We start from the raw sequence: 21,898 nt of genomic DNA, 5'->3' as shown, positions 1-21,898 counted from the left end.
TCAGCCCTCGCCGCCGCGCCGGGACCACAAGCCGCGGCCGGGGTCATAGCCGATGACCGCCGCGAGGAAGAAGGCGATGAGGCAGCCAAGGACCACAACCGCCGCGACAGGATCGAACCGCAGATAGAGCGCGAAGCGTATCAGCTCGACCGCCGAGCTGAACGGGTTCCAGGCGGCGATTGTTGCCAGCACCGGTCCCGCCTCGGCAAGCCGCCACAGCGGATAGAGCGCCGTCGAGGCAAAGAACACCGGAAAGATGACGAAATTCATGACACCGGCAAAGTTCTCCATCTGTGTCGAAACCGAGGAGACAAGCAGGCCGAACGCGCCAAGCATCAGGCCCGCCAGCACGAGCGCCGGAAATACCGCGACGTAGCCGAGAACGGGCGGCCGCACATCCCAGAAACGCGCGATCAACAGAAACAAGTAGACCAGCGGCACGCCGACGATCACGCTGGCCAGCAGGCGCGCCGCAAGCAGGTACCAGCGCGGCAATGGTGCGGTCAACAACAGGCGCATGCTGCCCATCTCGCGATCGTAGACCATGGCCAGCGAACTCGCCATGGCATGGAAGAGCAGCATCATGGCCGCTAGCCCAGGCACCACATATACGTCATAGAGAACATAGGTCTGGTAGGGTGGCGTTATCGACAGACCGAGAACGGAGCGGAAGCCAGCGGCAAAGATTGCCAGCCAGACCAGCGGCCGCACCATCGCCGAGAGCAGCCGGCCGCGTTGCCGCAACGTGCGCAGCATCTCCCTGCGCAGGATGCCGTTGAGCGCGCGCACTGCGTGAGACGTTTTCATTCGGACTCCGTCAGCGACGCGAAGGCCTCGCCCGTGCTCGCCACACCGAGATCGGCAGCCAGCCGATCGGCGCGGCCGGCCCACCGGATTGTGCCTCGATGCAGCACCACCACATCGTCATCCGCCGTTAGTTCTTCCAGAAAATGTGTTGCCCACAGAACGGCAATGCCGCGCTGGCGGCAAAGCTCCCGCACGTGCCGCTCGAGCGCGCGGCGGCCCGGCACGTCGAGCCCGGTGGTCGGCTCATCCAGCAGCAAAAGGCGTGGGCTATGCATCAGAGCACGTGCGATCTCGACACGGCGACGCTGCCCCCCGGAAAGCGCTCGGGCAGGATCGTCGATCCTGTCCAGCACGTCCAGCCGGCCGAGTTCGTGGATGGAGCGCTCCTTGCTCAAGGCCTGGCTAAGCCCATGCAAGGCCGCGTGGTAACGCAGGTTCTCGCCGGCCGTCAGATCGAGGTCGAGGGTCGGCAACTGGAAGACGACGCCCATCTGCGCCAACGCGGCGGACGGGTTGACATCCATCGCCTGGTCGAAGACATGCACCGAGCCGGAGCGGGCGTGATAAAGACCGGTGATCAGCGAGAACAACGTCGTCTTGCCGGCGCCGTTGCGGCCTAGCAAGATGCACATCCTGCCTTGGGCCACAGAGAAAGAGACGCCGTCGAGAACCCGCCGGTTTCCGAAACTATGGCCCAGATTCTCGACCGACAAGGCGTTCATGGCCCGATCACGACGCCCCACGGCCCCCGCCCTACCGGCAGCGATTTCACCACCTCCTGGTTTTCCAGATCGATAAACGAAATATCGCCGGAATTCCCGTTTGCGCTGACCAGGCGCTTCTCGTCGCCGGAGAGCGCAACGTGCCAGGGTCGTTGACCAACAAGGTAGAGCCGACGGACCGCCAGCGTTTTCACATCGACTTCCGCAATCCTGTTGGCGGGGCCGAGCGCCACATAGACGGTCGTGCCATCGCGAGACGTCGCCATGCCGACCGCCTGCACACCCTCGCGTCGTATACCCGGCACCTCGAACTCGACTTTGCCGGTCTGTGCGCGCGTTGCCGTGTCGAAGACGGTGACAGTGCCCCGGATCTCCGAGGACACCCAGAATTGCTTCCCGTCCGGCGAGAATAAAGCCGCGCGCGGCCGGGTATCGACCAGCAGATTGTCGACGAGTTCAAGCGTGCCTGCGTCGATCAGATGCACCATGCTGGTGGTCTCCGAAGTGCAGGCGACATAGCGGCCGTCGGCGCTGGCCGCCATTCCTTCCGGTTCGACGCCGACATCCACGGTGCCGATGACCTTGGCCGCGGCGATGTCCACCACCGACACCAGATTGTCATTCTCGTTGGCGACGAACAGCCGCTTGCCATCGGGATGGACTGCGAAGAATTCCGGATCGGCTCCCGAAGGCAATTCCCCGACGACCCGCCGCTTCGCGACGTCGACCACGTCGATGCGGTTGTCGTCGCCTTCCGCGACGAACAGCATCTTGTTGTCGATCGACAGTGCCAGCCCGCGCGGACGGCGGCCGACATCGATCGTCGCCAGCAAAGTCATTGTCACGCCGTCGACGACCGCAACCGTATTATCCTGCTCATTGGAAACATAGATGGTCTCGGCGGCGGCGGGAGCAGCAAGAGCGAACGCCGCCAACAACAGCGTCATCAGAACTTGCATGTGCTCTCCTCCAGGTCGATGCCCAGCGTGTCGAGCGGCGTGCGCTGATGCAGGAAGCCCGGTTGCGGTGAGCTGGAAATCAAGAGGCGAGGCCCGGCGATCAAAATGGGCTGGCGCATCTGTCCGTCCCAGGGACGGAAACTAAGCCCCTGCCCCTTGAAGCCAGCGAGAAGAAACGCGTCGCCGCGTATATATCTGCCGATTGCCGCGGGATCGAGACTGTGCAGGCGCGTCGCCGCTTCGCCGATACTGCGCACAGCGAGCCAGGCCGCGTAGTCGCTGGGCAACATCCAGCGCCCTGCCTGCCTGTGGACACGGTCCTGCAGTTGCGTGGCGCCCCATTCCTCGCTGACAGCGCTCCAGCCTGTGGCGACAAGCCCTTGCGTGCCGGCGACGATTCTCGGCAGCGCAGTGCGGCCCTCCAGATAGGCGCCGAATTCATCCGCCTCGTCGGCGACCACGAGCACATCATAGTCGCTGACCTGCGTGACCGCCGGTATTTCGGTCTGCAGCGTGACATGCCCTGTATCGGCACGTCCGTTGGCGGGCCTGAATGTCCACGGCTGGTCGATCGTGATCTCGGCTCCGAAGCGAGCCGCCGCCCGTCGAAAGGCCGCAGCCATCGCCTGATCCTGCGAATGCGGCCCCACAAGCAGGAACCAACGCTGCCAGCGCTTCCAGGCGAGATATTGCGCCAGCCCGTCGGCGAGCATGGCGCGGCTCGGGATCGTGTGCAGCACGTTCCGACGGCAGTCCTGCTGGCGAAGCACGTCGTCCGGCGCCCGGCTGTTGAGCAACGTCATCTGCTCGGCACCGGGCGCGGCACTGGCCTGTAGAAGCTGACTGGCGTCGAGATCGGCGACGACAAAGGCGATGCCGGCATCGGCGAATTGTCTTACCGCGTCGTCCGGCGTTTCGGTTGGTTTCAATATCCTTTCCTCCAGCCGAAATTTCTGCCCAAGAAACCGGCCGGTGCTTTCGTCGTCGGCAATGCCGAGCCGTGCGCCTTGCAGGCCGTCGTCGGTGACGGTTTCATCAAGGGGTCCAAGGGGCAGAGCCGGTTTGCGCTCCTGGCCGATATACCCGATCACCATCGTCTGTTGCTCGGTGGCGCCAGGGCCGGTGATCAGCAAAAGAAAGAGAAGGCCCAGCAACAGTCTCATTGTGTCGCCCCCAGCCCAAAGCGCGACGATCCCGCTTCATCGCCACGAGAGATTGCGACATCGCGCACGATGCGGGCCGGCGATCCCTCCAGAACAATAACCCGATCACCCAGCGACGAGGCATATGCGAGATCATGCGTAACCAGCAGCGTGGTAGTCCGCCGACTGGCGAAACAATCCTGCAGCAGGCGGCGCATGTCTTGCGCGGTCGCCTCGTCGAGTGAAGCGAATGGCTCGTCGAGGAGCAGGAGCGCAGGCTCCACGGCGAGCGCCCGGGCAAGCGCTACGCGCCGCGCCATGCCGCCCGAGAGTCGCTGCGGATAGCTCTTCTCATTGCCTTTCAGGCCGACAGCGGCAAGCCACCGGGCCGCATCGGGCGCGCGATCCGGGATGGCCATCTCTACATTGCGCAAGGCGGTGAGCCAGGGCAGCAGCCTCGGTGTCTGGAACAGCATGCCTATCGGAAGCGGTCGTCCGCTCACGCTGCCGCGAAATTCGCGGTCGACGCCCGAAACGATCGACAGCAGCGTCGACTTGCCGACACCGGAAGGGCCGGTCAGGACGCAGACCTGTCCGTCGGCTATATCAAGCGACAGCGCGCGAAAGATCGTCCGGCGCTGGCCGTCGTCACCGGGGAAAGTCTTGTCCTCGATCCTGATCCTCAGCATCAGCGTCGCCAGGCGAACAGACGGCGTTCCAACGGCACAAGCAGTCCATACTCGATGGCAAGCATCACAACGCCGAAGCTGATCGCATAGGCAAGGATGTGGGTGACGTCAAAGTTCTGAAAATAGACCTGTAGCTGGAACCCGACGCCGTTGGAGCGGCCGAGCAGTTCGGCGAGCAACACGATCTTCCACGTTAGTGCCAGCCCGCTGCGCAGGGTGACGAGAAAGAACGGCGCCAATTGCGGCAGCACGACATGCTGCAGCTTTGCAGCACGCCCGAAGCGATAGAGCTCAGCCATTTCGGCAAAGTCCTTGTCCAGCCGGCTGGCGCCTTCACGAATAGTCACCACGACATTGGGGATCTTGTTGAGCGCGACCGCAAGGACAAGCGCGGTCTCGGCAAGACCAAGCCAGATATAAATTAGAATGACCGTGATCAGCGCCGGCATGTTGAGGAGTAACACGATCCAAGGCCTCATCCATATGTCGGCTCTGTGCGAGCGGCCTGCCGCGTAGCCAAGGGCCGCGCCGATGACTATTGCCGACCCGAGGCTTGCCACGACGCGCGCAAGCGAGATGCCCAAATGGTATGGCAGCTCGCCCCGAACCGCTTCGTGCAGGAGAACCGAAACAACCTGGACCGGACCAGGAAACAGCCGATCGGCGGCGATCGATGATGCAATCTGCCAGACGAGCACCATGGTCAGCAATGCCGCAGCCGATTGCCAACGCTGCATTGTGATGGGGAACGCTGGGACATCGGTCATTGGCGCGAGCTCAAGCCGGTATGGCCCGGAAGACACCAGGATCGAGGCTCGTCGCCTTGCCGACCAGATCCTCGCCGCCCAATTCGGCCAGGATTGCAAACAACCGGGCCGCGCCATCACGTTCGTCTTTGCCGAACCGACGAGGGATTCCGGCTCGATAGGCGGCGCGTAACGCCGCCTGTAGGTGAGGATCGTCCGTGCCCAATTGGGGCGCGAGCACCCGCCATTCGTCGTCCGAAGACTCGAGCAGCGACTTCGCTGCCGCGGTCGCGCTCGTGAATCGCGCGAGGGCTACCGGGTTGGCCCGCGCCCAGCTTTCATGGAAGACGTAGCCGAGCATCGGCAAGTCCACGGATACGCCAAGCCCCTGCAGGATTTGCGCGACACTGAGCAGAGGCCTTGCCCCCTCTGACTCGAGACGGGCGGCGAAATTCCAGAACGTCAGCAGTGCATCCAGTCGCCCCGCCAGAAATTCCTGCTCCAACAAAGGCGGCGCGCCGAACACTGGCTCCACCTCTTCAGCAAGATCGCGCTTCACCTGACGGAGGCCGAGCGCGCGCAACAGGATCCAGCTTTTGTCCAGCGGACCACCTGCGATCCCCAGCCTTTTGCCCTTGAGGTCCGCAAGAGTTCGAATGGGCGAGCCTTGCGGCAGTTCCAGCGCGCCGACGGCACGAGAATAGGGATAGAAGACCAGATCAGCGCCTTCGCTGCGCTGGCGCATGACCCACACCCAGTCCGAAACGATGACGTCGACGCTGCCCGCCAGCAATGCGGTCTTACCGGCTTCGGTACCGGCAAGCCGCTGAGCCTCGATTGATACGCCGTGCACAGTGTCCAACGCATGTCGCCGCATGACGTCAACTTCCCAGGCGGCGGTGCCAAATCCCAGCACGCCAAATCGCACGAGCGGCGATGGCTGTGGCGCGGCTTCTGCGGAAGGACCCAATAGCCAGCAACAAATACCCGCAAGAGCGGCCCGCCGCGAGATGTGACCCTGATCATGCCGGGTCAGCCATTCGCCTGGAAGGGTAGCAGTCAGCACGGGCGCACCGGGTGTGAAGGAACTTTCCTAACGCCGTGGCGGCAGGAATGTTCCTCAATGGTGCATGGAACTAACGGGAAAGCACCTAAGGTCCGTTTTTCAGCTCGTATGGCAGCCCGGGGGCTTGCTCAGGCGAACAGAAGAAGGTGTCAGGGGCTACGGTCCGCTCTTGGCATCATCGACCTCCAACGCGTCCATTACAGGTGCCGGATCGCTCTTTTCGGAGCTCGGGCTCTGCACCCCGGACCCGACGTTCTCGATCGCTTGCACGATAGCATCTTCGATGTTTCCGAGTTCGTCCTCCCTTACTTCACGCCCATAACCAGCCACCTCGGCATCTTGCTCGAATTGCTGAGCGAGCACCGCGACGCTGACTTCCTCTCGACCAGGAAGTGTGCCGACATTCTCCTGTAGCCAGTTTTGAAAAAACTCTCTGGTCGCGCTCATCTCAGACCACCCTTTCGCCAAACTAAGCGCGACGATGAGCCGAAGTTCCATGATGCGTTCACTTTCCCAGTGGCGCTGTACTCACAGCGTTGGGAGCCACGAGGTTTTTGCAGGCTTGATGAGGCAGTGGCCTTTCTCTTCACGACTCGATTGGAGTTCACTCTTATCGCGCAGTGTGCATCCTGATTGCGTCCATTTCGACCCTGTGGAACAAGCTTGTTGAGTTGAAGTTAGGCCCTATGCCAAGCTTTTCGGGCGAACCAAGTTTTTCGGGCGAACAAGTTTTTGACGTTGCCATCGTCGGCGGCGGCCCCGCGGGGCTCGCTGCAGCCATGTATTTAGCCAGGTTTCTGCGTTCGGTGATCTCGCTCGACGCGGGGCATGCGCGTGCCAAGCTCATCCCAAAATCCCGCAACTGTCCCGGCTTCCCCGACGGCATCAGCGGGGAAGAACTGCTCGGCCGCCTACGAGCCCAGGCACAGCTATACGGCGCGAGCATTGTCCATGGTTGCGTAGGCCACGCCGAAAAACGCGAGGGTTTTTTTGTCCTGACGACCACCTGCGGGATTGTCCAAGCAAGGCGCGTGATTCTGGCAACGGGCATTGTGGACAAGGCACCTCCCATTGAAAGACTGGAGGAGGCGATCGCAACCGGCATTGTCAGACTGTGCCCGGTTTGCGATGCATATGAGGCCCGGGGTAGCCGCATCGGCGTTGTTGGTCCGGAGCATCTCGCCGTCAGGGAGGCTCTGTTCCTGAAGGGATATGGCAGTCAGGTCGCCTTGCTCGCCAATAACCAGGATGATGTTTCCGAAGCTGCCCGCGGCGCCGCCTTGGCAGGCGGAGTTGAAATCTGGGACGCTGTCGATGACCTGATCCCTCGACGAACCGGGTTCGATGTCGTCATGGCCGAGGGCGCCCCGATGCGCAACATCGATGTGGTGTACCCTTCGATGGGCAGCGACGTACGCTCCGAACTCGCGGTTGCTCTGGGGGCTAACTGTGACGCAGAAGGCTATGTCCTGGTCAACCGACACCTTGAGACTTCAACGCCGGGACTCTATGCCATTGGCGACGTGGCCGAGGGGCTCAATCAAATTGCTGTTGCGTTCGGAGACGCCGCCAAGGCTGCAACTCACATTCATAACGACCTCCGCGATTGCGCCGAGCCGGCGACGAACTTCCGGCGAAGTTGACCTGCAGATGCGAACTCACCGTACCGGCTCACCTTTGGCTGCGTTGATGCCCGGAACCTGTTCCACCCGGCCTGAGACTACCGGCTTCGGCTTTGCTAGAGTTCTCCCAGGCGCAGCCGCTGGGTTGATGGACGGGCACGCGCTGGCGAACGGCTGGAGGAAGGAATGAAAATTCTCGTCACCGGCGCGTCAGGTCTGATTGGAGCCGCGCTTTGCGCGCGCCTGGCCGGCGAGAGTCATGAAGTGGTCCGCGTGCTTCACCACGCAGACACTGGCGTCCACCCGGAGATCCAAACCGTTTCCCTGGATATGGCGCGGGCCTTGCGACCTCAGGACTGGACCCCCTATCTCGCCGGTGTGGACGCCGTCGTAAACTGTGCCGGCGTCCTGCAGGATAGTGCCCGGGAAAACACCCGGCATGTCCATTCTACCGGCGCCTCGGCTCTCTTCACCGCGTGTGAGCACGCAGGTGTGAATAAGGTGATCCACTTTTCTGCCATCGGGGTCGATCGCCAGCAGCCGTCCGCCTTTTCCGCCAGCAAGCTCGCCGGCGATGAGGCACTGATGGCACGTAGCCTTGACTGGGTCATCCTGCGCCCCTCCGTAGTACTGGGAAGGCCGGCCTTCGGCGCAAGTGCACTTTTTCGCGGCCTCGCGGCGTTGCCGCTCTTGCCGTTGATGCCCGACACGGGCCGTCTCCAAGTCGTCCAACTCGATGACGTGATCTCCACCGTCCTGTTCTTCCTCAAACCCGGCAGCCCATCGCACCTCACGCTGGACCTGGCTGGGCCCGAGGCACTTTCGATGAGCGAGGTCGTGGGTCGCTATCGCCGCTGGTTCGGATGGAGCAGTGCTCGGGAGTTCATCTTGCCCAATTGGGCCGCAGCTATCTTGTACAGGTTCGGGGATGCCGCGGCTCAGCTGGGCTGGCGCCCGCCGATGCGCAGCAATGCAGCAAAAGAGATTGCCCGTGGCGCTGTCGGCGATCCCCAACCCTGGATGACGGCGACCGGCATTCAACCATCAAGTCTTACATCTGCACTGCGTTTAAATCCTGCGACGGTGCAGGAGCGATGGTTCGCCGGTCTTTACTTCGTCAAGCCGGCGCTCTTTGTCATCTTGCCGCTCTTCTGGATCATGACGGGCATCATTTCCCTCACTGCCGGCTGGCGCAGCGGAGTTGATTTGCTGATTGGCACTGCTGCCGGCCCCTTGGCCGAACCGGCGGTAGTCGCCGGCGCGCTGGCTGACATCGCCGTCGGGGCGCTTATCGCCTGGCGCCCAACCAGCCGGCTTGGTCTTTTCGGCGCAATCGCGGTATCGCTTTTCTATGCGATCGCTGGGAGCATTCTGCGGCCGGATCTTTGGCTTGAGCCACTCGGTCCGTTGATCAAAATCCTCCCGATCCTCGTTCTGCATTTTGCAGCGCTGGCCATTCTGGAGGAACGCTGATGATGTACTTCGTGCTTAAATACCTGCACGTGATCGGCGCTGCTGTGCTGCTCGGAACTGGTGCCGGCATTGCTTTTTTCATGCTTTTGGCACACCGGACCGGGAATGCCGCGATGATCGCAGCCGTCGCCCGCATTGTCGTGCTGGCGGATTTCCTGTTCACGGCTACGGCCGTTGTCGCACAACCTTTGACCGGACTGGGCCTCGCTAGGGTTGCGGGGTATTCGCTGTCCGAAGGATGGATCGTTCTCTCGATCCTGCTCTACATCTTAACGGGCCTGTTCTGGCTGCCTGTCGTGTGGATGCAGATCGAGATGCGAAATCTAGCCACACAGGCCGCACTCTCCAACCAACCTCCTCCCGAGCGCTACCATCAGCTGTTCAGACGCTGGTTTGTCTTCGGTTTCCCAGCTTTCGGCGCCGTGCTCGCCATTTTCTGGCTGATGATTGCGCGCCCGGCAATCGAGTGGTCATCGTTGTAGCTGCGATCGGCAAGCACTGCGCCGTGAATTCATCCGTCGCGCCTAGCTGGCTCGTGCCGGCGCGATGCACTGCGGTCGGGAACCACGGTCACTGCCGCGAGTTCTTTCGCATGGCCAATCATCCCGTCACCGGCGTGCTTACCTCAATCGGCACATTAACCTCCCGCCCCGCGGCATTCCTGATCCTGTTGGTCTACGCAATCCTTTGGATGATCTTCGAGCGTCAGACCCTGGACTGGCATGGAGCGGCTACCTTGTTTACGTGGGCCATGACGCTGTTCATCCAGCGTGCCGAGCACCGCGACACTCAGGCCATTCACGCCAAACTGGATGAGATCCTGCGATCAGACCACAATGCTTCGAACATCACGCGGATCGACGATGAAGAGCCCGAGGAAATCGAGAAACACCGCCACCGCAAGCAGCAGGACGACTGATGAGCGGCGTTTTGGTTTCACGGCAGGACGAGTAGCGGGTTTCCAGCTTTTGACGCCTATCCAGCCCCGCCGCCTCCTGCGCTCAGGCCCAGGCCTTCGATCCTTGCTGCGCCTGTGGTTCAGCGACCGAAGGATCGGAGCCCTCTATTGTTCCACTGATCCAGAAAAATTTGCCCGAGAACCAGGTCAGGCAAATCGGCCGGCTCGAAGTGCGTCATTCGCCTTTCTGGTTGCGCTCGACGAACTTGTTGAAACGGCTGGTTTGTCCGTCACCAGTCTTGGACTGGTAAAGAAAGGCCAGATCGTTCTCGTCGAATATGCGGAAGAACTCGTCCCATTCGACCGGCTCGAATGCTTCCTCGGGTTTGCCGAAGTCGATCCGCAGGATGCCGCCCGCGCCTTTGGTGCGAACCACTGCCGGCCGTCCATCCCGCTCCTCGGCCCATTTGCGGATTTCGTCGTGATTGGTGGTCGTTTGCGACTGGGACATTGAAATCTCCTTTGATCATCGGCGTTGCCAACATCGGGCATCGTCGGGGCTGCCGGCGTCCTAACAGCACAAGGGCGGCAATGTTCCGGCACGGCGCGGCGAGCGCGATGTGGCTGCTTCCGAACGAAGCCGGCCAAAGGAACTTTGTTGAAGCCAAGGGAACAAACCTTTTGCCGAAAAGTTCGGGTCGCCAAGATTACCTGTCTGAGGAGTGGTCGTGGAACGGATATTGGTTACAGGGGGCTGCGGCTTCATTGGCCGGCATGTCGCCCAGGAACTCATCGAGCAGGATTATTCGGTTCGCATTTTGGATGTGCTGCTGGAGCAGGTGCACGCAGGCGAAACAGTCGCCCTTCCCGCCGGGGCCGAGCTGATCAAGGGCGACATTCGGGACCGGGAGGCGGTCGCCAAGGCGCTGGAAGGCGTTGACGCGGTCATTCATCTGGCCGCGGAAGTCGGCGTCGGACAGTCGATGTACGAGATCGCGCGCTATGTCGGCACCAACGATCTCGGCACCGCGACGCTGCTTGAGGCGCTGATCAAACACCCGGTCGAGCGCATTGTCGTCGCCTCATCGATGAGTGTCTATGGCGAGGGCCTCTATGCTACATCGGACGGCCGGCGCATCGACAATGCCCGGCGCAAGGCGAGCGACATCAAAAACGGGCAGTGGAATCCGCTGTCGCCGGAAGGCGAGCCCCTCTCCCCCCTGCCGACGGACGAGGAAAAGCCGGTCGACCTCGCCTCTATCTATGCGCTGACGAAATACGCCCAGGAACGCGCCGTGCTGATCTTCGGCGAAGCCTATGGCATCGATGCGGTCGCGCTGCGCCTGTTCAACGTCTTCGGCGCCGGCCAGGCGTTATCGAACCCCTATACCGGCGTGTTGGCCAATTTTGCTTCGCGTCTCGCCAACGGCCAACGTCCAATGATCTTCGAGGATGGCGAACAGAAACGCGATTTCGTCCATGTGGATGACGTCGCCCGCGCCTTTCGTCTTGCGCTGCAGCAACGCCAGGCAAGGGGTCACGTCATCAACATCGGCAGCGGCCGAGCCTATGCTATCAGCGACGTCGCGCGGGTACTTGCCGAGGCCATGGGAACGCCGGACCGCTCGCCAGAGTTGCTCGGCAAGGCGCGCTCCGGGGATATCCGCAACTGCTTCGCCGATATTTCCAAGGCCCGTGAGCTGCTCGGTTTCGAGCCGAGGCAACAACTGGAGAATTCGCTCGCCGATTTCGTTTCCTGGGTGCGCAACTCGTCCGCCATCGACCGCGGCGCCGACATGAAACGCGAGCTTGAAGAACGTGGGCTGGTGTCATGAATACGCGCAATCGACGCGACGCGCCCGTCGCCATTGTCGGCGGCAGCGGCTTCATAGGATCGAACCTGGCCGACAGCCTGTTGTCGGATGGCGAGCCGGTGCTGGTGATCGACAATCTCAGCCGCCCCGGCGTCGAACAGAACCTTGAATGGCTGGCGCAAAAGCACGGCAGCCGCCTCGCGGTCGAAACCATTGACGTGCGCGACGCCTATGCGCTTGCGCCCGTTCTGAAGAGTTCCAAGGCGATCTTCCATCTGGCCGCGCAAACCGCCGTCACAACGAGCCTGGTCCAACCGGACGAGGATTTCGACATCAACCTTCGAGGAACGTTCAATGTCCTCGAAGCGGCGCGGCTGAGCAGTGAGTTTGTTCCGGTGGTCTTCGCCAGCACCAACAAGGTCTATGGCAGTCTGCCCGACGTCGCGGTGCGCGAGGACGGCGATCGTTACCTGCCTTGCGACGGCATCATCCAAGCGAATGGCATCGACGAGACCCACGGCCTGGATTTCTGCACGCCCTATGGTTGTTCCAAAGGCGCGGCGGACCAATATGTGCTCGACTATGCCAAATCCTACGGCATGCCGACGGCGGTGCTGCGGATGAGCTGCATTTACGGGCCGCGCCAGTTCGGAACCGAGGATCAAGGCTGGGTCGCGCACTTCCTGCTAAGTGCGCTGACGGGACGTCCAATCACCATTTACGGCGACGGCAGACAAGTGCGCGATATACTGCATGTCTCCGATGCGGTCGCCGCCTACAGGGCCACGCTCGATCGTATCGAGACGACCAAAGGCCAGGCATTCAATCTTGGCGGCGGCCCCGATAATGCGATCAGCCTGCGCATGCTGTTGAGCGAGATCCGTAGCTTGACCGGCCATGAGCTTTCGATCCGCCATGATGGCGAACGCACCGGCGATCAGCCCTTCTTCGTCGCCGACACCCGCAAGATCAAAGCGATGCTTGGCTGGAAAGCTCGTGTTTCATGGCGCGAAGGCATTCGCGATCTCGCAGACTGGCTGCAAAAACACCGGCTCCAGCCTCGCCCCGAAGTCGTGAGGTACGTCGCATGAAAATCGCCCTGGTAAACCCGTTCTGGACCTATGACGACAGCATTTATTTCGGCTGCCGCCAACCACATCTCCCGCTGGAACTCGGCTATTCGAAATCCCTGCTCGAAACAGCCGGCCATGAGGTGCTGATGCTGGATGGGCAATTGCAGGAGCTCGAAAACTCGGACCTCTCCGAGCGTGTGGCTGATTTCGCGCCGGCAATGACGGTCGTCAGTACCGCCCCGACTTATCTGTTCTGGCGCTGCGCACCACCCGAGTTGCGCGTGCCGGCCGATTTCCTCAACCGTCTCGCCGGGCGCGGTGGACGCACAGTCGCGGTCGGGCCGCATGGCTCGGCTACGCCCGCGCCAACCTTGCGCAAGCTTGGCGTCGACATTGTTGTGCGCGGCGAATGCGAGGAGATCGTCGCGGAACTTGCCCGGCGCGACGACTGGAGCGCGGTCCCCTCGACCGCTTACCTGCGCGACGCCAAGGTGGTTTTGAACGGCGGCGTCCACGCCAGCTCGTTTGTCGATCATCCGCCACTCCAATGGCCATCAGACTGGATTGCAGCCCATTCGCACCACCATCACAGGTTCGATGACAAGCAGGTTGGGTTCGGCGCGGAGGTCGAAGCATCGCGCGGCTGTCCCTACAATTGCAGCTTCTGCGCCAAGATCGATTTCCGCGATTCCTATCGCCGTCGAAACCACGAGGCGGTCATAGCGGAAATCGATGGGCTGATTGCCCAGGGCGTCGGCTACATTTATTTCATCGATGAAATCTTCCTGCCGCAAAAAGCGCTGTTGGAAGCGTTGATCGATCGCGACGTGAAGTTCGGTGTGCAGACCCGCATCGACCTTTGGAAACCCGAGCTGCTGGAACTGCTTGGTGCGGCCGGCTGCGTCTCCATCGAGGCCGGTCTCGAAAGCCTGACCGTGGAAGGTCGTGCGATGCTGGCAAAGCGCTGCCGGCTGGGTACCGAGGAACTCGCCGCGCTGCTCGTCAATGCCAGGCGTCACGTTCCGTTCGTACAGGCCAATCTGATCGGCGTCGTCGAGGATGACCCTGCCCTTGTCGACTACTGGCGAACGCACCTCATCGACAACGGCGTGTGGGCCAATGAACCCGTACCGCTTTATCCATATCCGAGTTCGCCAAGCTATCGCGAGCTTTGGGGCGAACCCGACGACCTCGCCTGGGAGCGCGCCCATGATCACTATCTCGCATCATTCCAGAAGTTCAGCGACATCCAGGAAAGGCGCCCGCGTCCGCTGGCGGAACTGGAGGCGACATGTTGCGGACACTGACGCCGCGCTCGCGGCGCATCCTGATGACGGTCGACGCCGTGGGCGGCGTGTGGCGCTATGCGCTCGACCTGGCCAGGGAACTTGTCAATGGCGGCGATAGCGTAGTGCTTGCCGGTCTCGGTCCGCCACCGTCCAGGCAGCAGGCCGACGAGGCGGAGGCTTTCGCGAAGCTGATCTGGCTCAACACGCCGCCGGATTGGATGACCCGGAACGGCGGTGATCTCGACGCGCTGCCTCGGGAGTTGCATGCGCCCATGCGCGACCACGCCATCGACCTTGTCCATTTCAACGCGCCTTCGCAGGCGGCGGGATTCGACGCGCCATGCCCGGTCGTGGTGGTCTCCCATTCCTGCGTGACGACTTGGTTCCATGCGGTCAGAGGACAGGCGGCGGATGGGGCATGGGCCTGGCAGAAGGAGCGCAACAGACGCGGCATGGATCGGGCCGACGCGGTCATCGCGCCGAGCCGCAGCCATGCCGACATGCTAGAGACCTGCTACGGCCCGATCGCGCGCTTGAGTGTGGTCACAAATGGTGCCCGTCCTCTGCCGAAGGCCGAAAAGCACCAACCGCTCGTCTTCGCCGCTGCCCGCTGGTGGGACGAGGGCAAAAATGCGGCGGTGGTCGATCAGGCGGCGTCCCTGACGCGATGGCCTCTGTTTGCCGCCGGTTCGACGAACGGCCCAAACGGCGAGCATGTCAGCTTCAGCCATGCTGTTCCTCTGGGAGCAGTGCCGTCCGATGAGGTGCGTTCGTTGATGGCTCGCGCGGGTATTTTCGTATCGCCATCGCTCTACGAGCCATTCGGCCTGGCCGCGCTGGAAGCCGCCATGTCGGCTACGCCCCTGGTGCTTTCCGATATCGCCACCTATCGCGAACTATGGGACGGGGCCGCGATATTCTTTGACGCGCGCGATCCGCACGATCTCGCTGCCTGCCTCAACCGTCTCTCCAGCGATGCCGAGCTCCGGCGAGAGCTTGGCCAGGCAGCCATCCGACGCAGCCGCAGGTTTAGGCTGACAAAGCAGACAGCGGCTATGCGCGGCGTCTACGACAAAGCGGCCTTAGCGATGGCGGAGCGCTGATCATGCGCTTTGTGTTCTACACCCACTCGGTCGTTTCCGACTGGAACCATGGCAATGCCCATTTCCTGCGCGGCGTCATGCGAGAGCTGGTCCAGCGCCGGCATCAGGCGATTGCGCTGGAGCCGGCGAATGGCTGGAGCCGGTCGAATCTGCTGGCTGAGAAGGGGTCGTTCGCCATCGAACGCTTCCGCAAGGATTTTCCCGAACTGATGCCAGTGACCTACGATGCCGGATTTGATCACGAAGCCTGGATCGCCGAGGCCGACGTTGTGATCGTTCATGAGTGGACGGATCCGGAGCTTGTCGCACGTATTGGCCGTGCCCGGGCCGCCGGCGGCAACTTCATCCTTCTTTTTCATGACACCCATCACCGGGCCGTGTCTGCGACCGAGGCGCTCTCGGCGCTCCGGCTGGAGCACTATGACGGCGTTCTCGCCTTTGGCGAGACCTTGCGCGAGAGCTATCTGCGCGCCGGCTGGGGCAAGCGCGTCTTCACCTGGCATGAAGCGGCGGACGATCGCCTGTTCAAGCCGCACCCGGAGATCCACCCCACCTCCGATCTGGTCTGGATCGGCAACTGGGGCGATGATGAGCGGACCGCCGAACTCAAGGAGTTTCTGATCGAGCCGGTGCACGATCTCGGCCTTGATGCCGCTGTTCACGGCGTACGCTACCCCAAGACCGCACTTGCGGATCTGGCCACCGCAGGACTGCGCTATGAGGGGTGGATCGCCAATGCCGACGTGCCGAAGGCCTTCGCCGCGCATCGTGTCACCGTTCACGTTCCACGGCGCCCCTATCGCGAGAGGTTGCCCGGAATCCCGACGATCCGCATGTTCGAGGCACTCGCCTGCGGCATTCCGCTGATTTCAGCGCCATGGTCCGATGTCGAGCAGCTTTTCAGGCCCGGTGTCGACTTCCTGTTTGCCGAGAATGGCTCGCAAATGCGGCAACAGCTTCGGACGGTGTTGTCCGACGAGGACTTTGCGGCCTCCCTGGTGACCTCGGGTCTCGAGACCATCCGCTCGCGGCACACCTGCCGCCACCGCGTCGACGAGTTGCTCGGCGTGCTCACGCAATGCGCGAACCGACACACCGCCGTCCCGACAGCCGCAAAGGAAGCCGTCGCATGAAGATCGCATTCTATGGATCGAGCCTTTTGTCGTCCTACTGGAACGGTGCCGCGACGTACTATCGCGGTTTGCTCAAGGCACTTTCGCAATTGGGTTACGAGATCACGTTCTACGAACCCGATGTCTACGACCGGCAGAAGAACCGCGACATCGAAGCTCCCGACTGGTGCACTGTCGTCGTTTATGAGGCGACCCAGCATGCGCTGATGCAGGTCGCGGCACGTGCCGCCGGCGCCGACATCGTCGTCAAGGCGAGTGGCGTCGGTTTCGAAGACGAGGCGCTGCTTCGCGCCGTTCTCGACCACGCCCGCAGCGACGCGCTTGTCGTATTCTGGGACGTGGATGCGCCAGCCACGCTTGCTCAGTTGCGCGACGAGCCGGACCACCCGCTCCATCGTGCACTGCAGGAGATCGACCTCGTGCTGACCTATGGTGGCGGCGATCCCGTTGTCTGGGCCTATCGTGCCATGGGCGCCAAGGAGTGCGTGCCCATCTACAATGCGCTCGATCCCGAAACGCACCATCCGGTCGCCAGCAAAGCGCGTTTTGCCTGCGACCTGGCGTTCCTCGGAAACCGGCTGCCGGACCGTGAAGCGCGTGTCGAATCGTTTTTCCTCGATCCCGCCAGCCAGCTGCCGAAACAGCGTTTCCTGCTCGGAGGCTCGGGTTGGGGCGACAAGCCGCTCCCCACCAATGTAGGCTGGCTCGGCCATGTCGGCACCCGCGATCACAACGCCTTCAATGTCACCCCAAAAGCCGTGTTGAACATCAGCCGCGATAGCATGGCCGCCAACGGTTTTTCACCGGCCACGCGAGTGTTCGAGGCGGCTGGCGCCGGCGCCTGTCTCATCACGGATGCATGGCTGGGCGTGGAACTGTTCCTGAAACCAGGCGAGGAGATCCTGGTCGCGCGTGACGGCGGCGATGTCGCCGAAATAATGCGCTCGCTGACCCCCGGTCGGGCCAAGGCAATCGGCCAAGCCGCACTTCACCGCGTGCTGGCGGACCATACCTACGCGCTTCGGGCGGATGTGGCGGATGCCGTCTTCAAACGTCATTTCGAGCACGGGGCCGTGGAGGCAGCGGAATGACCAAGAAACTGGACATCGTCTTTCTCGGCCTGTCGCTGTCCTCATCCTGGGGAAACGGCCACGCCACGACTTTCCGGGGTCTTTTGAAAGGCTTGCACGGACTCGGTCACCGGGTGACTTTTCTGGAGCGCAACGTGCCGTGGTACGCCAATCACCGCGATCTGCGCGATCCGGAGTTCTGCGCCTTGCGCTACTACGAAACCACTGCGGAGCTGCAACGCGACTACGCACAGTGCCTGGAGCAGGCCGACATCATCGTCATCGGATCCTTTGTTCCAGAAGGACGCCAGGTCATCGACATCGTCGCCTCGCTTTGCAAGGGGCAGCTCTGCTTTTACGACATCGACACCCCGGTGACCCTGGCCAAGCTTTCAGCCGACGATTGCGATTATCTGAGTTCGCGGCAAATTCCGTATTTCGATGTCTATTTCTCCTTCACTGGCGGACCAACGCTCAACCATCTGGCGCAAGACTTCGGCGTGCGCCATGCCGAACCTCTCTATTGTTCGGTCGATCCGGAACGGCATCACCCGACAGGAGATCCGATCCGCTGGGATCTCGGCTATCTCGGCACCTACAGCATGGACCGGCAGACAACGCTGAACGCTCTGCTGCTCGAGCCCGCACGGCATATGCCGAACCTCCGTTTCGTCGTGGCCGGCTCCCAATATCCATCCGACATCATCTGGCCGGACAATGTCGAACGCATCGAACATTTGCCGCCAGCCGATCACGCCGCGTTCTATAGCCGTCAGCGCTACACGCTGAATGTCACACGCAGTTCCATGATCACCGCAGGATGGTCGCCCAGCGTGCGCCTGTTCGAAGCGGCGGCTTGCGGCACGCCCATCGTCAGCGACCGCTGGCCAGGGCTCGACAGCTTCTTTCCTGCATCGGCGATCCACACGGCCGCGGAGACGGACGAAGTCATCGATATCCTCGTTGGCGAGTCCGAGCGCGCACGCCTGGCCATGGCCGGCCGGGCTCGCAAACTCGTCCTCGCTTCCCACACCGGTGCGGCCAGGGCTCGCGAATTCGTGGCGGCGCTGACCCAACCAAGGGCGACGGCCCTCGATCTCGACATTGGAAGTGCAGCATGAACGGCAGACAGGAGAAAACAGCGATGCGACAGACAAGAAAGGCGCACAGGGCAAAGACGGTGCTTGTTGCCGGCGGCGCGGGTTTCCTCGGTTCGCATCTTTGCGAAGTATTGCTCCGCAACGGCTGGCGCGTGATCTGCGTCGACAATTTTCTGACCGGGCGCATGGAAAACATCATCTCGATCATGGACCGGCCGGGTTTCCGGTTGATCGAGCAGGACATCTGCCGGCCACTGGACCTCGGCGAGCCCGTGGATCACATCTTCAACCTGGCCTGCGCCGCCTCACCGCCGCGTTATCAGGCCGACCCGATACACACCACGCGTACCTGCGTGATCGGAACCCTCAACCTGCTCGAACTCGCTGTCCGCAATGACGCGCGACTGCTGCAGGCCTCGACGAGCGAAGTATATGGCGATCCGGAACAACACCCGCAAAGGGAGGATTACGTCGGTCATGTGAACTGCACCGGCCCACGCGCCTGCTACGACGAGGGCAAGCGCACCGCCGAAACGCTTTGCTTCGACTATCTAAGGGCCGGCAAGGCCGACGTGCGCGTCGCGCGCATCTTCAACACCTACGGTCCGAGAATGGATCCGGCCGACGGTCGCATCGTCTCGAATTTGATCATGCAGGCGCTCGAGAAGCGTCCGCTGACGATATTCGGCGACGGCCAGCAAACGCGATCCTTCTGCTATGTCTCCGACTTGATTGATGGATTGATGCGCCTGATGAACATCGACCCCAATCCGGGCAAGCCGGTCAATCTGGGCAATCCCGGAGAATTCACCATCGTGCGACTGGCGGCATTGGTGAAGGCGATGACCGGCACCAAGTCGGATCTGAAATTTCTGCCCCTGCCGCAAGACGATCCTCGGCGCAGGCAGCCTGATATTTCGCGTGCGAAAACGCTGCTCGGCTGGTCGCCGAGAGTGCCGCTCAACGAAGGGCTCAAGCTGACGATCGATTATTTCGCGGCGCTCGAAGGCACCGGCATCGGCGATCAGATGACAGGCCTTGCCAAAAGGAGACCCGCAGGCGGGCTGCAGAACCTTCCTGCATGACGTGGGCCGCGGCCGGACCTGCCCGGAGATCGTGCGGAACATCCATCCAACCTTGTAGTTTGGCGGGAGGAACCCGACACGGAGGATCATCCTCATGCAACCCAAGCGACCCGCGAAGGATGTCGACAAGATTGCCGAACGCGAGGCGGCTGCCTATCTGCGGCGCTCCTCCATCACCTATCTCGAGTGCTGCGTCAGCCTGATGATGACGCATCTGCAGCGCGAGGAAGTGGCCGCTATTCTCGAGCAGGAAGCAGACATGCTACGAAGGCTGGATTGATCGAAACGCTACACCTGAGATTCGTCCAGGAATCGTATCAGCCCCGCCCTGTATCGGTCTGCGGTCGCGGCCAGCCTTGCTTTTTCCTGGCCATTTTCGGATTGCGCAGCCGTGCTCCAGAGCCCGATTTGGAACGCCAAATAGCAGGGTTCGAAAAAATCGATGTGGCCATTGTCAATATCGAGCCCCATCCCCTCGACCAATGTCGTCACATCGCTGTCGGACAGTCCATATTCGACACGGGCGCCGGCAATGTCCCACTCTATCGGCTGGCAGCCAATCAAATCGTGTGCCCGGCAATGGTCGACGGCATCTGTCTTGACCACCGAGCCGTCGGCACAAACGAGAAACTCCCACGCGTGAAGCTTTCCGTCGATTTCCACCGGCTGCAGAATATGCGCAGGGGTTTTTTTCGAGAGCCAGCCGCGCAACGTCGCCGCTCGGTTCTCGCCCAGGGCTTCAGATGTATTGGAAACAGCCATTTCCGCGAGTGCGAGCAATGATGCACCCGGTTCGCAGGTTCGGAGATTGAGCGCCCGCCAGGTTAGATAGCGCGTCAACTCCGCGACCAGCCTTCCTCTGGGCAGCGGCGCCTGGTCCATCGTGGTGCCGTCAATCCACCGTTCGACCAGAAAGCCGTGGCAAAGCCCGACCACTTGTGATCCCAACCCGGCTTTCCCCAACATTTCCGCGGCTCGTTTCTTCTGCCGTCCGGTTTCGCCGAGGCCGGCGAATTTGACGAGCCAGCGACCACACCCCGCGGACGCCAGGAATTTACGCCGCTCGATGCCGCGCGGGCTCGGCGGCCAATGCTTTTCGTCGACGTAGTGGACGCTCCTCCATTCGCCACCAGACAGTTCGGTCAGGCGTAATTCGGGGCTGCCGACCGCCTCGGCCACCCAGTCGCGCAGCGTGGGAATGTTCGAACTTTCGGGGAAGGTGCATTCGAGCGCCGTCGCCACATGTTTCGGACAGCGCGACCATGTCTCCCTGGCCTCCCGTGACGCTTCGATGCCCGGGTTGCCAGGATGGCTGGGAAACAGGTGAATGCGGTCCATACCAATACCCAGTTCCCGCAGCCACGCGACGACGGCGTGCATCGAACTGCCGGACAGACCGGGACCTTCGTCTACAACGGCGAAGCGTGCCGATGGATTGTTCTTCCAGGAAGCGATCGAGCGCGGATCGGCATTGATGTGCCTGCGGAAAGGATGGCCGACCGGACGAACGCTGAACGGCGCCGGCGCGCCAATCGCGGCAGCCACTATGGCGGCAAGCCCCAGGCCGACGCTGCGGATGCCGATCACGCATGTGTTCGCATCGAGACCTGACTCCTGCGCCGCTCCCAAATAGCTTTCGGGATAAAGCGCGTAATGCGCGTAACCCTCGGCAGAACCGGTCAGAACCTCAGCCTCGCAATCCAACCCGTCCAGCAGTTGGAGGAGTCCCGGCTCGATGCCACCGCCCACGGCGAAACCGCTTCGCCACGACTTCGCCACCTCTGCCGCAAGACCAACCAGCAATCTGGCGCCTTGCTGTTGCCGCGGCGAAAAGATGTCGATGCCCCTGTTCTCGAAATCGACATCGGCAAGCGCGCGAACCAGTTCCGATACGCTGATGAATAGGCCGACCAACGCGGCATGGCGTCGGACGCCATGAGCCATGCGGTCCAGACTTTGAGCAATTTCGCTCGCAGCATCGCGAAGCCGTTCTGCGCTCTGCCTCCGCTTCTGGTCGCCGTAAACGATCATCGATCGGTTTTCCAATGCTTTGCCTTGCGGCAACGCAGCGAGCGCTGCTTCGATCCATGCTGTCTTGCGCAATTTT

23 protein-coding genes are annotated in these 21,898 nt (G+C 62.0%); 13 read left to right on the top strand and 10 right to left on the bottom strand.

Annotation, left to right across the window (positions count from 1 at the left end; genetic code table 11):
• From NKH35_RS07225 to NKH35_RS07190, 8 genes are all read right to left on the bottom strand, one after another.
• The gene (locus tag NKH35_RS07225) at window positions 1–807 is read right to left on the bottom strand and encodes a lanthanide ABC transporter permease protein PedC (RefSeq protein WP_023713344.1); all 807 of its coding nucleotides are present in this window, start codon (window positions 805–807) and stop codon (window positions 1–3) included.
• A complete protein-coding gene (locus NKH35_RS07220; protein WP_023733211.1) occupies window positions 804–1,529 on the bottom strand; it encodes a lanthanide ABC transporter ATP-binding protein PedB/LutE in 726 nt (241 codons plus the stop codon). The genes NKH35_RS07225 and NKH35_RS07220 overlap by 4 nt, the downstream gene beginning before the upstream one ends.
• Entirely contained in the window at window positions 1,526–2,488 is a 963-nt protein-coding gene (locus NKH35_RS07215; protein ID WP_023729523.1) for a PQQ-dependent catabolism-associated beta-propeller protein, read from the bottom strand. Before NKH35_RS07215 ends, NKH35_RS07220 begins: the two co-directional genes overlap by 4 nt.
• The gene (locus NKH35_RS07210; RefSeq protein WP_352913958.1) at window positions 2,476–3,651 is read right to left on the bottom strand and encodes a lanthanide ABC transporter ABC transporter substrate-binding protein PedA1; all 1,176 of its coding nucleotides are present in this window, start codon (window positions 3,649–3,651) and stop codon (window positions 2,476–2,478) included. Before NKH35_RS07210 ends, NKH35_RS07215 begins: the two co-directional genes overlap by 13 nt.
• Entirely contained in the window at window positions 3,648–4,319 is a 672-nt protein-coding gene (locus NKH35_RS07205; protein ID WP_023714661.1) for an ABC transporter ATP-binding protein, read from the bottom strand. The genes NKH35_RS07210 and NKH35_RS07205 overlap by 4 nt, the downstream gene beginning before the upstream one ends.
• Window positions 4,319–5,086: an ABC transporter permease gene (locus NKH35_RS07200; RefSeq protein WP_023691439.1), complete on the bottom strand. Its 768-nt coding sequence runs from the start codon at window positions 5,084–5,086 to the stop codon at window positions 4,319–4,321. The genes NKH35_RS07205 and NKH35_RS07200 overlap by 1 nt, the downstream gene beginning before the upstream one ends.
• Before the next feature lie 10 nt (window positions 5,087–5,096).
• Complete coding sequence (locus tag NKH35_RS07195; RefSeq protein WP_352651479.1) at window positions 5,097–6,131, bottom strand: ABC transporter substrate-binding protein; 1,035 nt, start codon at window positions 6,129–6,131, stop codon at window positions 5,097–5,099.
• 156 nt (window positions 6,132–6,287) lie between these two features.
• Complete coding sequence (locus NKH35_RS07190) at window positions 6,288–6,629, bottom strand: hypothetical protein (RefSeq protein WP_352913955.1); 342 nt, start codon at window positions 6,627–6,629, stop codon at window positions 6,288–6,290.
• 188 nt (window positions 6,630–6,817) lie between these two features.
• On the opposite strand from NKH35_RS07190, the gene NKH35_RS07185 reads away from it, so the two are divergent.
• From NKH35_RS07185 to NKH35_RS07170, 4 genes are all read left to right on the top strand, one after another.
• Window positions 6,818–7,774: an NAD(P)/FAD-dependent oxidoreductase gene (locus NKH35_RS07185; protein ID WP_352913953.1), complete on the top strand. Its 957-nt coding sequence runs from the start codon at window positions 6,818–6,820 to the stop codon at window positions 7,772–7,774.
• 165 nt (window positions 7,775–7,939) lie between these two features.
• On the top strand, window positions 7,940–9,226 hold the full coding sequence (locus NKH35_RS07180) for an SDR family oxidoreductase (RefSeq protein ID WP_023741840.1): 1,287 nt from the start codon (window positions 7,940–7,942) through the stop codon (window positions 9,224–9,226).
• The gene (locus NKH35_RS07175) at window positions 9,226–9,708 is read left to right on the top strand and encodes a DUF2269 family protein (RefSeq protein WP_352913950.1); all 483 of its coding nucleotides are present in this window, start codon (window positions 9,226–9,228) and stop codon (window positions 9,706–9,708) included. The genes NKH35_RS07180 and NKH35_RS07175 overlap by 1 nt, the downstream gene beginning before the upstream one ends.
• 110 nt (window positions 9,709–9,818) lie before the next feature.
• Window positions 9,819–10,145, top strand: coding sequence for a low affinity iron permease family protein (locus NKH35_RS07170; protein WP_023687797.1), 327 nt, complete (start codon window positions 9,819–9,821; stop codon window positions 10,143–10,145).
• A gap of 214 nt (window positions 10,146–10,359) precedes the next feature.
• On the opposite strand, the gene NKH35_RS07165 is transcribed toward NKH35_RS07170, so the two are convergent.
• A complete protein-coding gene (locus NKH35_RS07165) occupies window positions 10,360–10,635 on the bottom strand; it encodes a hypothetical protein (RefSeq protein WP_023667991.1) in 276 nt (91 codons plus the stop codon).
• Between the two features lie 217 nt (window positions 10,636–10,852).
• Between NKH35_RS07165 and NKH35_RS07160 the strand changes: the two genes are divergently transcribed.
• From NKH35_RS07160 to NKH35_RS07120, 9 genes are all read left to right on the top strand, one after another.
• Complete coding sequence (locus tag NKH35_RS07160) at window positions 10,853–11,959, top strand: NAD-dependent epimerase/dehydratase family protein (RefSeq protein WP_031244122.1); 1,107 nt, start codon at window positions 10,853–10,855, stop codon at window positions 11,957–11,959.
• Window positions 11,956–13,029, top strand: coding sequence for a GDP-mannose 4,6-dehydratase (locus NKH35_RS07155; RefSeq protein ID WP_352913947.1), 1,074 nt, complete (start codon window positions 11,956–11,958; stop codon window positions 13,027–13,029). Before NKH35_RS07160 ends, NKH35_RS07155 begins: the two co-directional genes overlap by 4 nt.
• Window positions 13,026–14,318, top strand: a complete 1,293-nt coding sequence (locus NKH35_RS07150) for a TIGR04295 family B12-binding domain-containing radical SAM protein (protein WP_352656605.1) — start codon at window positions 13,026–13,028, stop codon at window positions 14,316–14,318. The genes NKH35_RS07155 and NKH35_RS07150 overlap by 4 nt, the downstream gene beginning before the upstream one ends.
• Window positions 14,303–15,403, top strand: coding sequence for a glycosyltransferase family 4 protein (locus NKH35_RS07145; protein ID WP_023681099.1), 1,101 nt, complete (start codon window positions 14,303–14,305; stop codon window positions 15,401–15,403). The genes NKH35_RS07150 and NKH35_RS07145 overlap by 16 nt, the downstream gene beginning before the upstream one ends.
• A gap of 2 nt (window positions 15,404–15,405) precedes the next feature.
• A complete protein-coding gene (locus NKH35_RS07140; protein ID WP_023830883.1) occupies window positions 15,406–16,536 on the top strand; it encodes a CgeB family protein in 1,131 nt (376 codons plus the stop codon).
• Complete coding sequence (locus NKH35_RS07135; protein WP_023667985.1) at window positions 16,533–17,627, top strand: CgeB family protein; 1,095 nt, start codon at window positions 16,533–16,535, stop codon at window positions 17,625–17,627. Before NKH35_RS07140 ends, NKH35_RS07135 begins: the two co-directional genes overlap by 4 nt.
• Window positions 17,624–18,727: a CgeB family protein gene (locus NKH35_RS07130; RefSeq protein ID WP_352913944.1), complete on the top strand. Its 1,104-nt coding sequence runs from the start codon at window positions 17,624–17,626 to the stop codon at window positions 18,725–18,727. Before NKH35_RS07135 ends, NKH35_RS07130 begins: the two co-directional genes overlap by 4 nt.
• Window positions 18,728–18,750: 23 nt before the next feature.
• A complete protein-coding gene (locus NKH35_RS07125) occupies window positions 18,751–19,791 on the top strand; it encodes a UDP-glucuronic acid decarboxylase family protein (protein WP_023681096.1) in 1,041 nt (346 codons plus the stop codon).
• Window positions 19,792–19,885: 94 nt separating this feature from the next.
• Entirely contained in the window at window positions 19,886–20,071 is a 186-nt protein-coding gene (locus tag NKH35_RS07120; RefSeq protein WP_023667982.1) for a hypothetical protein, read from the top strand.
• A gap of 8 nt (window positions 20,072–20,079) precedes the next feature.
• On the opposite strand, the gene NKH35_RS07115 is transcribed toward NKH35_RS07120, so the two are convergent.
• A complete protein-coding gene (locus tag NKH35_RS07115) occupies window positions 20,080–21,894 on the bottom strand; it encodes a hypothetical protein (protein WP_352913941.1) in 1,815 nt (604 codons plus the stop codon).
• Window positions 21,895–21,898 lie beyond the last annotated feature (4 nt).

It is taken from the genome of Mesorhizobium sp. M1143, assembly GCF_040318435.1.
Lineage (GTDB): Bacteria > Pseudomonadota > Alphaproteobacteria > Rhizobiales > Rhizobiaceae > Mesorhizobium.
This window is presented reverse-complemented; position numbering and strand designations above follow the sequence as displayed.

Excerpts from the sequence above, each read along its gene's own strand:
- NKH35_RS07150 (WP_352656605.1), top strand. The coding sequence starts at position 13,026 with ATGAAAATCGCCCTGGTAAACCCGTTCTGGACCTATGACGACAGCATT.
- NKH35_RS07135 (WP_023667985.1), top strand. The coding sequence starts at position 16,533 with ATGAAGATCGCATTCTATGGATCGAGCCTTTTGTCGTCCTACTGGAAC.
- NKH35_RS07220 (WP_023733211.1), bottom strand. The coding sequence starts at position 1,529 with ATGAACGCCTTGTCGGTCGAGAATCTGGGCCATAGTTTCGGAAACCGG.
- NKH35_RS07130 (WP_352913944.1), top strand. The coding sequence starts at position 17,624 with ATGACCAAGAAACTGGACATCGTCTTTCTCGGCCTGTCGCTGTCCTCA.
- NKH35_RS07165 (WP_023667991.1), bottom strand. The coding sequence starts at position 10,635 with ATGTCCCAGTCGCAAACGACCACCAATCACGACGAAATCCGCAAATGG.
- NKH35_RS07170 (WP_023687797.1), top strand. The coding sequence starts at position 9,819 with ATGGCCAATCATCCCGTCACCGGCGTGCTTACCTCAATCGGCACATTA.
- NKH35_RS07145 (WP_023681099.1), top strand. The coding sequence starts at position 14,303 with ATGTTGCGGACACTGACGCCGCGCTCGCGGCGCATCCTGATGACGGTC.
- NKH35_RS07190 (WP_352913955.1), bottom strand. The coding sequence starts at position 6,629 with ATGGAACTTCGGCTCATCGTCGCGCTTAGTTTGGCGAAAGGGTGGTCT.
- NKH35_RS07185 (WP_352913953.1), top strand. The coding sequence starts at position 6,818 with ATGCCAAGCTTTTCGGGCGAACCAAGTTTTTCGGGCGAACAAGTTTTT.
- NKH35_RS07155 (WP_352913947.1), top strand. The coding sequence starts at position 11,956 with ATGAATACGCGCAATCGACGCGACGCGCCCGTCGCCATTGTCGGCGGC.
- NKH35_RS07200 (WP_023691439.1), bottom strand. The coding sequence starts at position 5,086 with ATGACCGATGTCCCAGCGTTCCCCATCACAATGCAGCGTTGGCAATCG.
- NKH35_RS07210 (WP_352913958.1), bottom strand. The coding sequence starts at position 3,651 with ATGAGACTGTTGCTGGGCCTTCTCTTTCTTTTGCTGATCACCGGCCCT.
- NKH35_RS07205 (WP_023714661.1), bottom strand. The coding sequence starts at position 4,319 with ATGCTGAGGATCAGGATCGAGGACAAGACTTTCCCCGGTGACGACGGC.
- NKH35_RS07180 (WP_023741840.1), top strand. The coding sequence starts at position 7,940 with ATGAAAATTCTCGTCACCGGCGCGTCAGGTCTGATTGGAGCCGCGCTT.
- NKH35_RS07215 (WP_023729523.1), bottom strand. The coding sequence starts at position 2,488 with ATGCAAGTTCTGATGACGCTGTTGTTGGCGGCGTTCGCTCTTGCTGCT.
- NKH35_RS07140 (WP_023830883.1), top strand. The coding sequence starts at position 15,406 with ATGCGCTTTGTGTTCTACACCCACTCGGTCGTTTCCGACTGGAACCAT.
- NKH35_RS07125 (WP_023681096.1), top strand. The coding sequence starts at position 18,751 with ATGCGACAGACAAGAAAGGCGCACAGGGCAAAGACGGTGCTTGTTGCC.
- NKH35_RS07225 (WP_023713344.1), bottom strand. The coding sequence starts at position 807 with ATGAAAACGTCTCACGCAGTGCGCGCGCTCAACGGCATCCTGCGCAGG.
- NKH35_RS07175 (WP_352913950.1), top strand. The coding sequence starts at position 9,226 with ATGATGTACTTCGTGCTTAAATACCTGCACGTGATCGGCGCTGCTGTG.
- NKH35_RS07120 (WP_023667982.1), top strand. The coding sequence starts at position 19,886 with ATGCAACCCAAGCGACCCGCGAAGGATGTCGACAAGATTGCCGAACGC.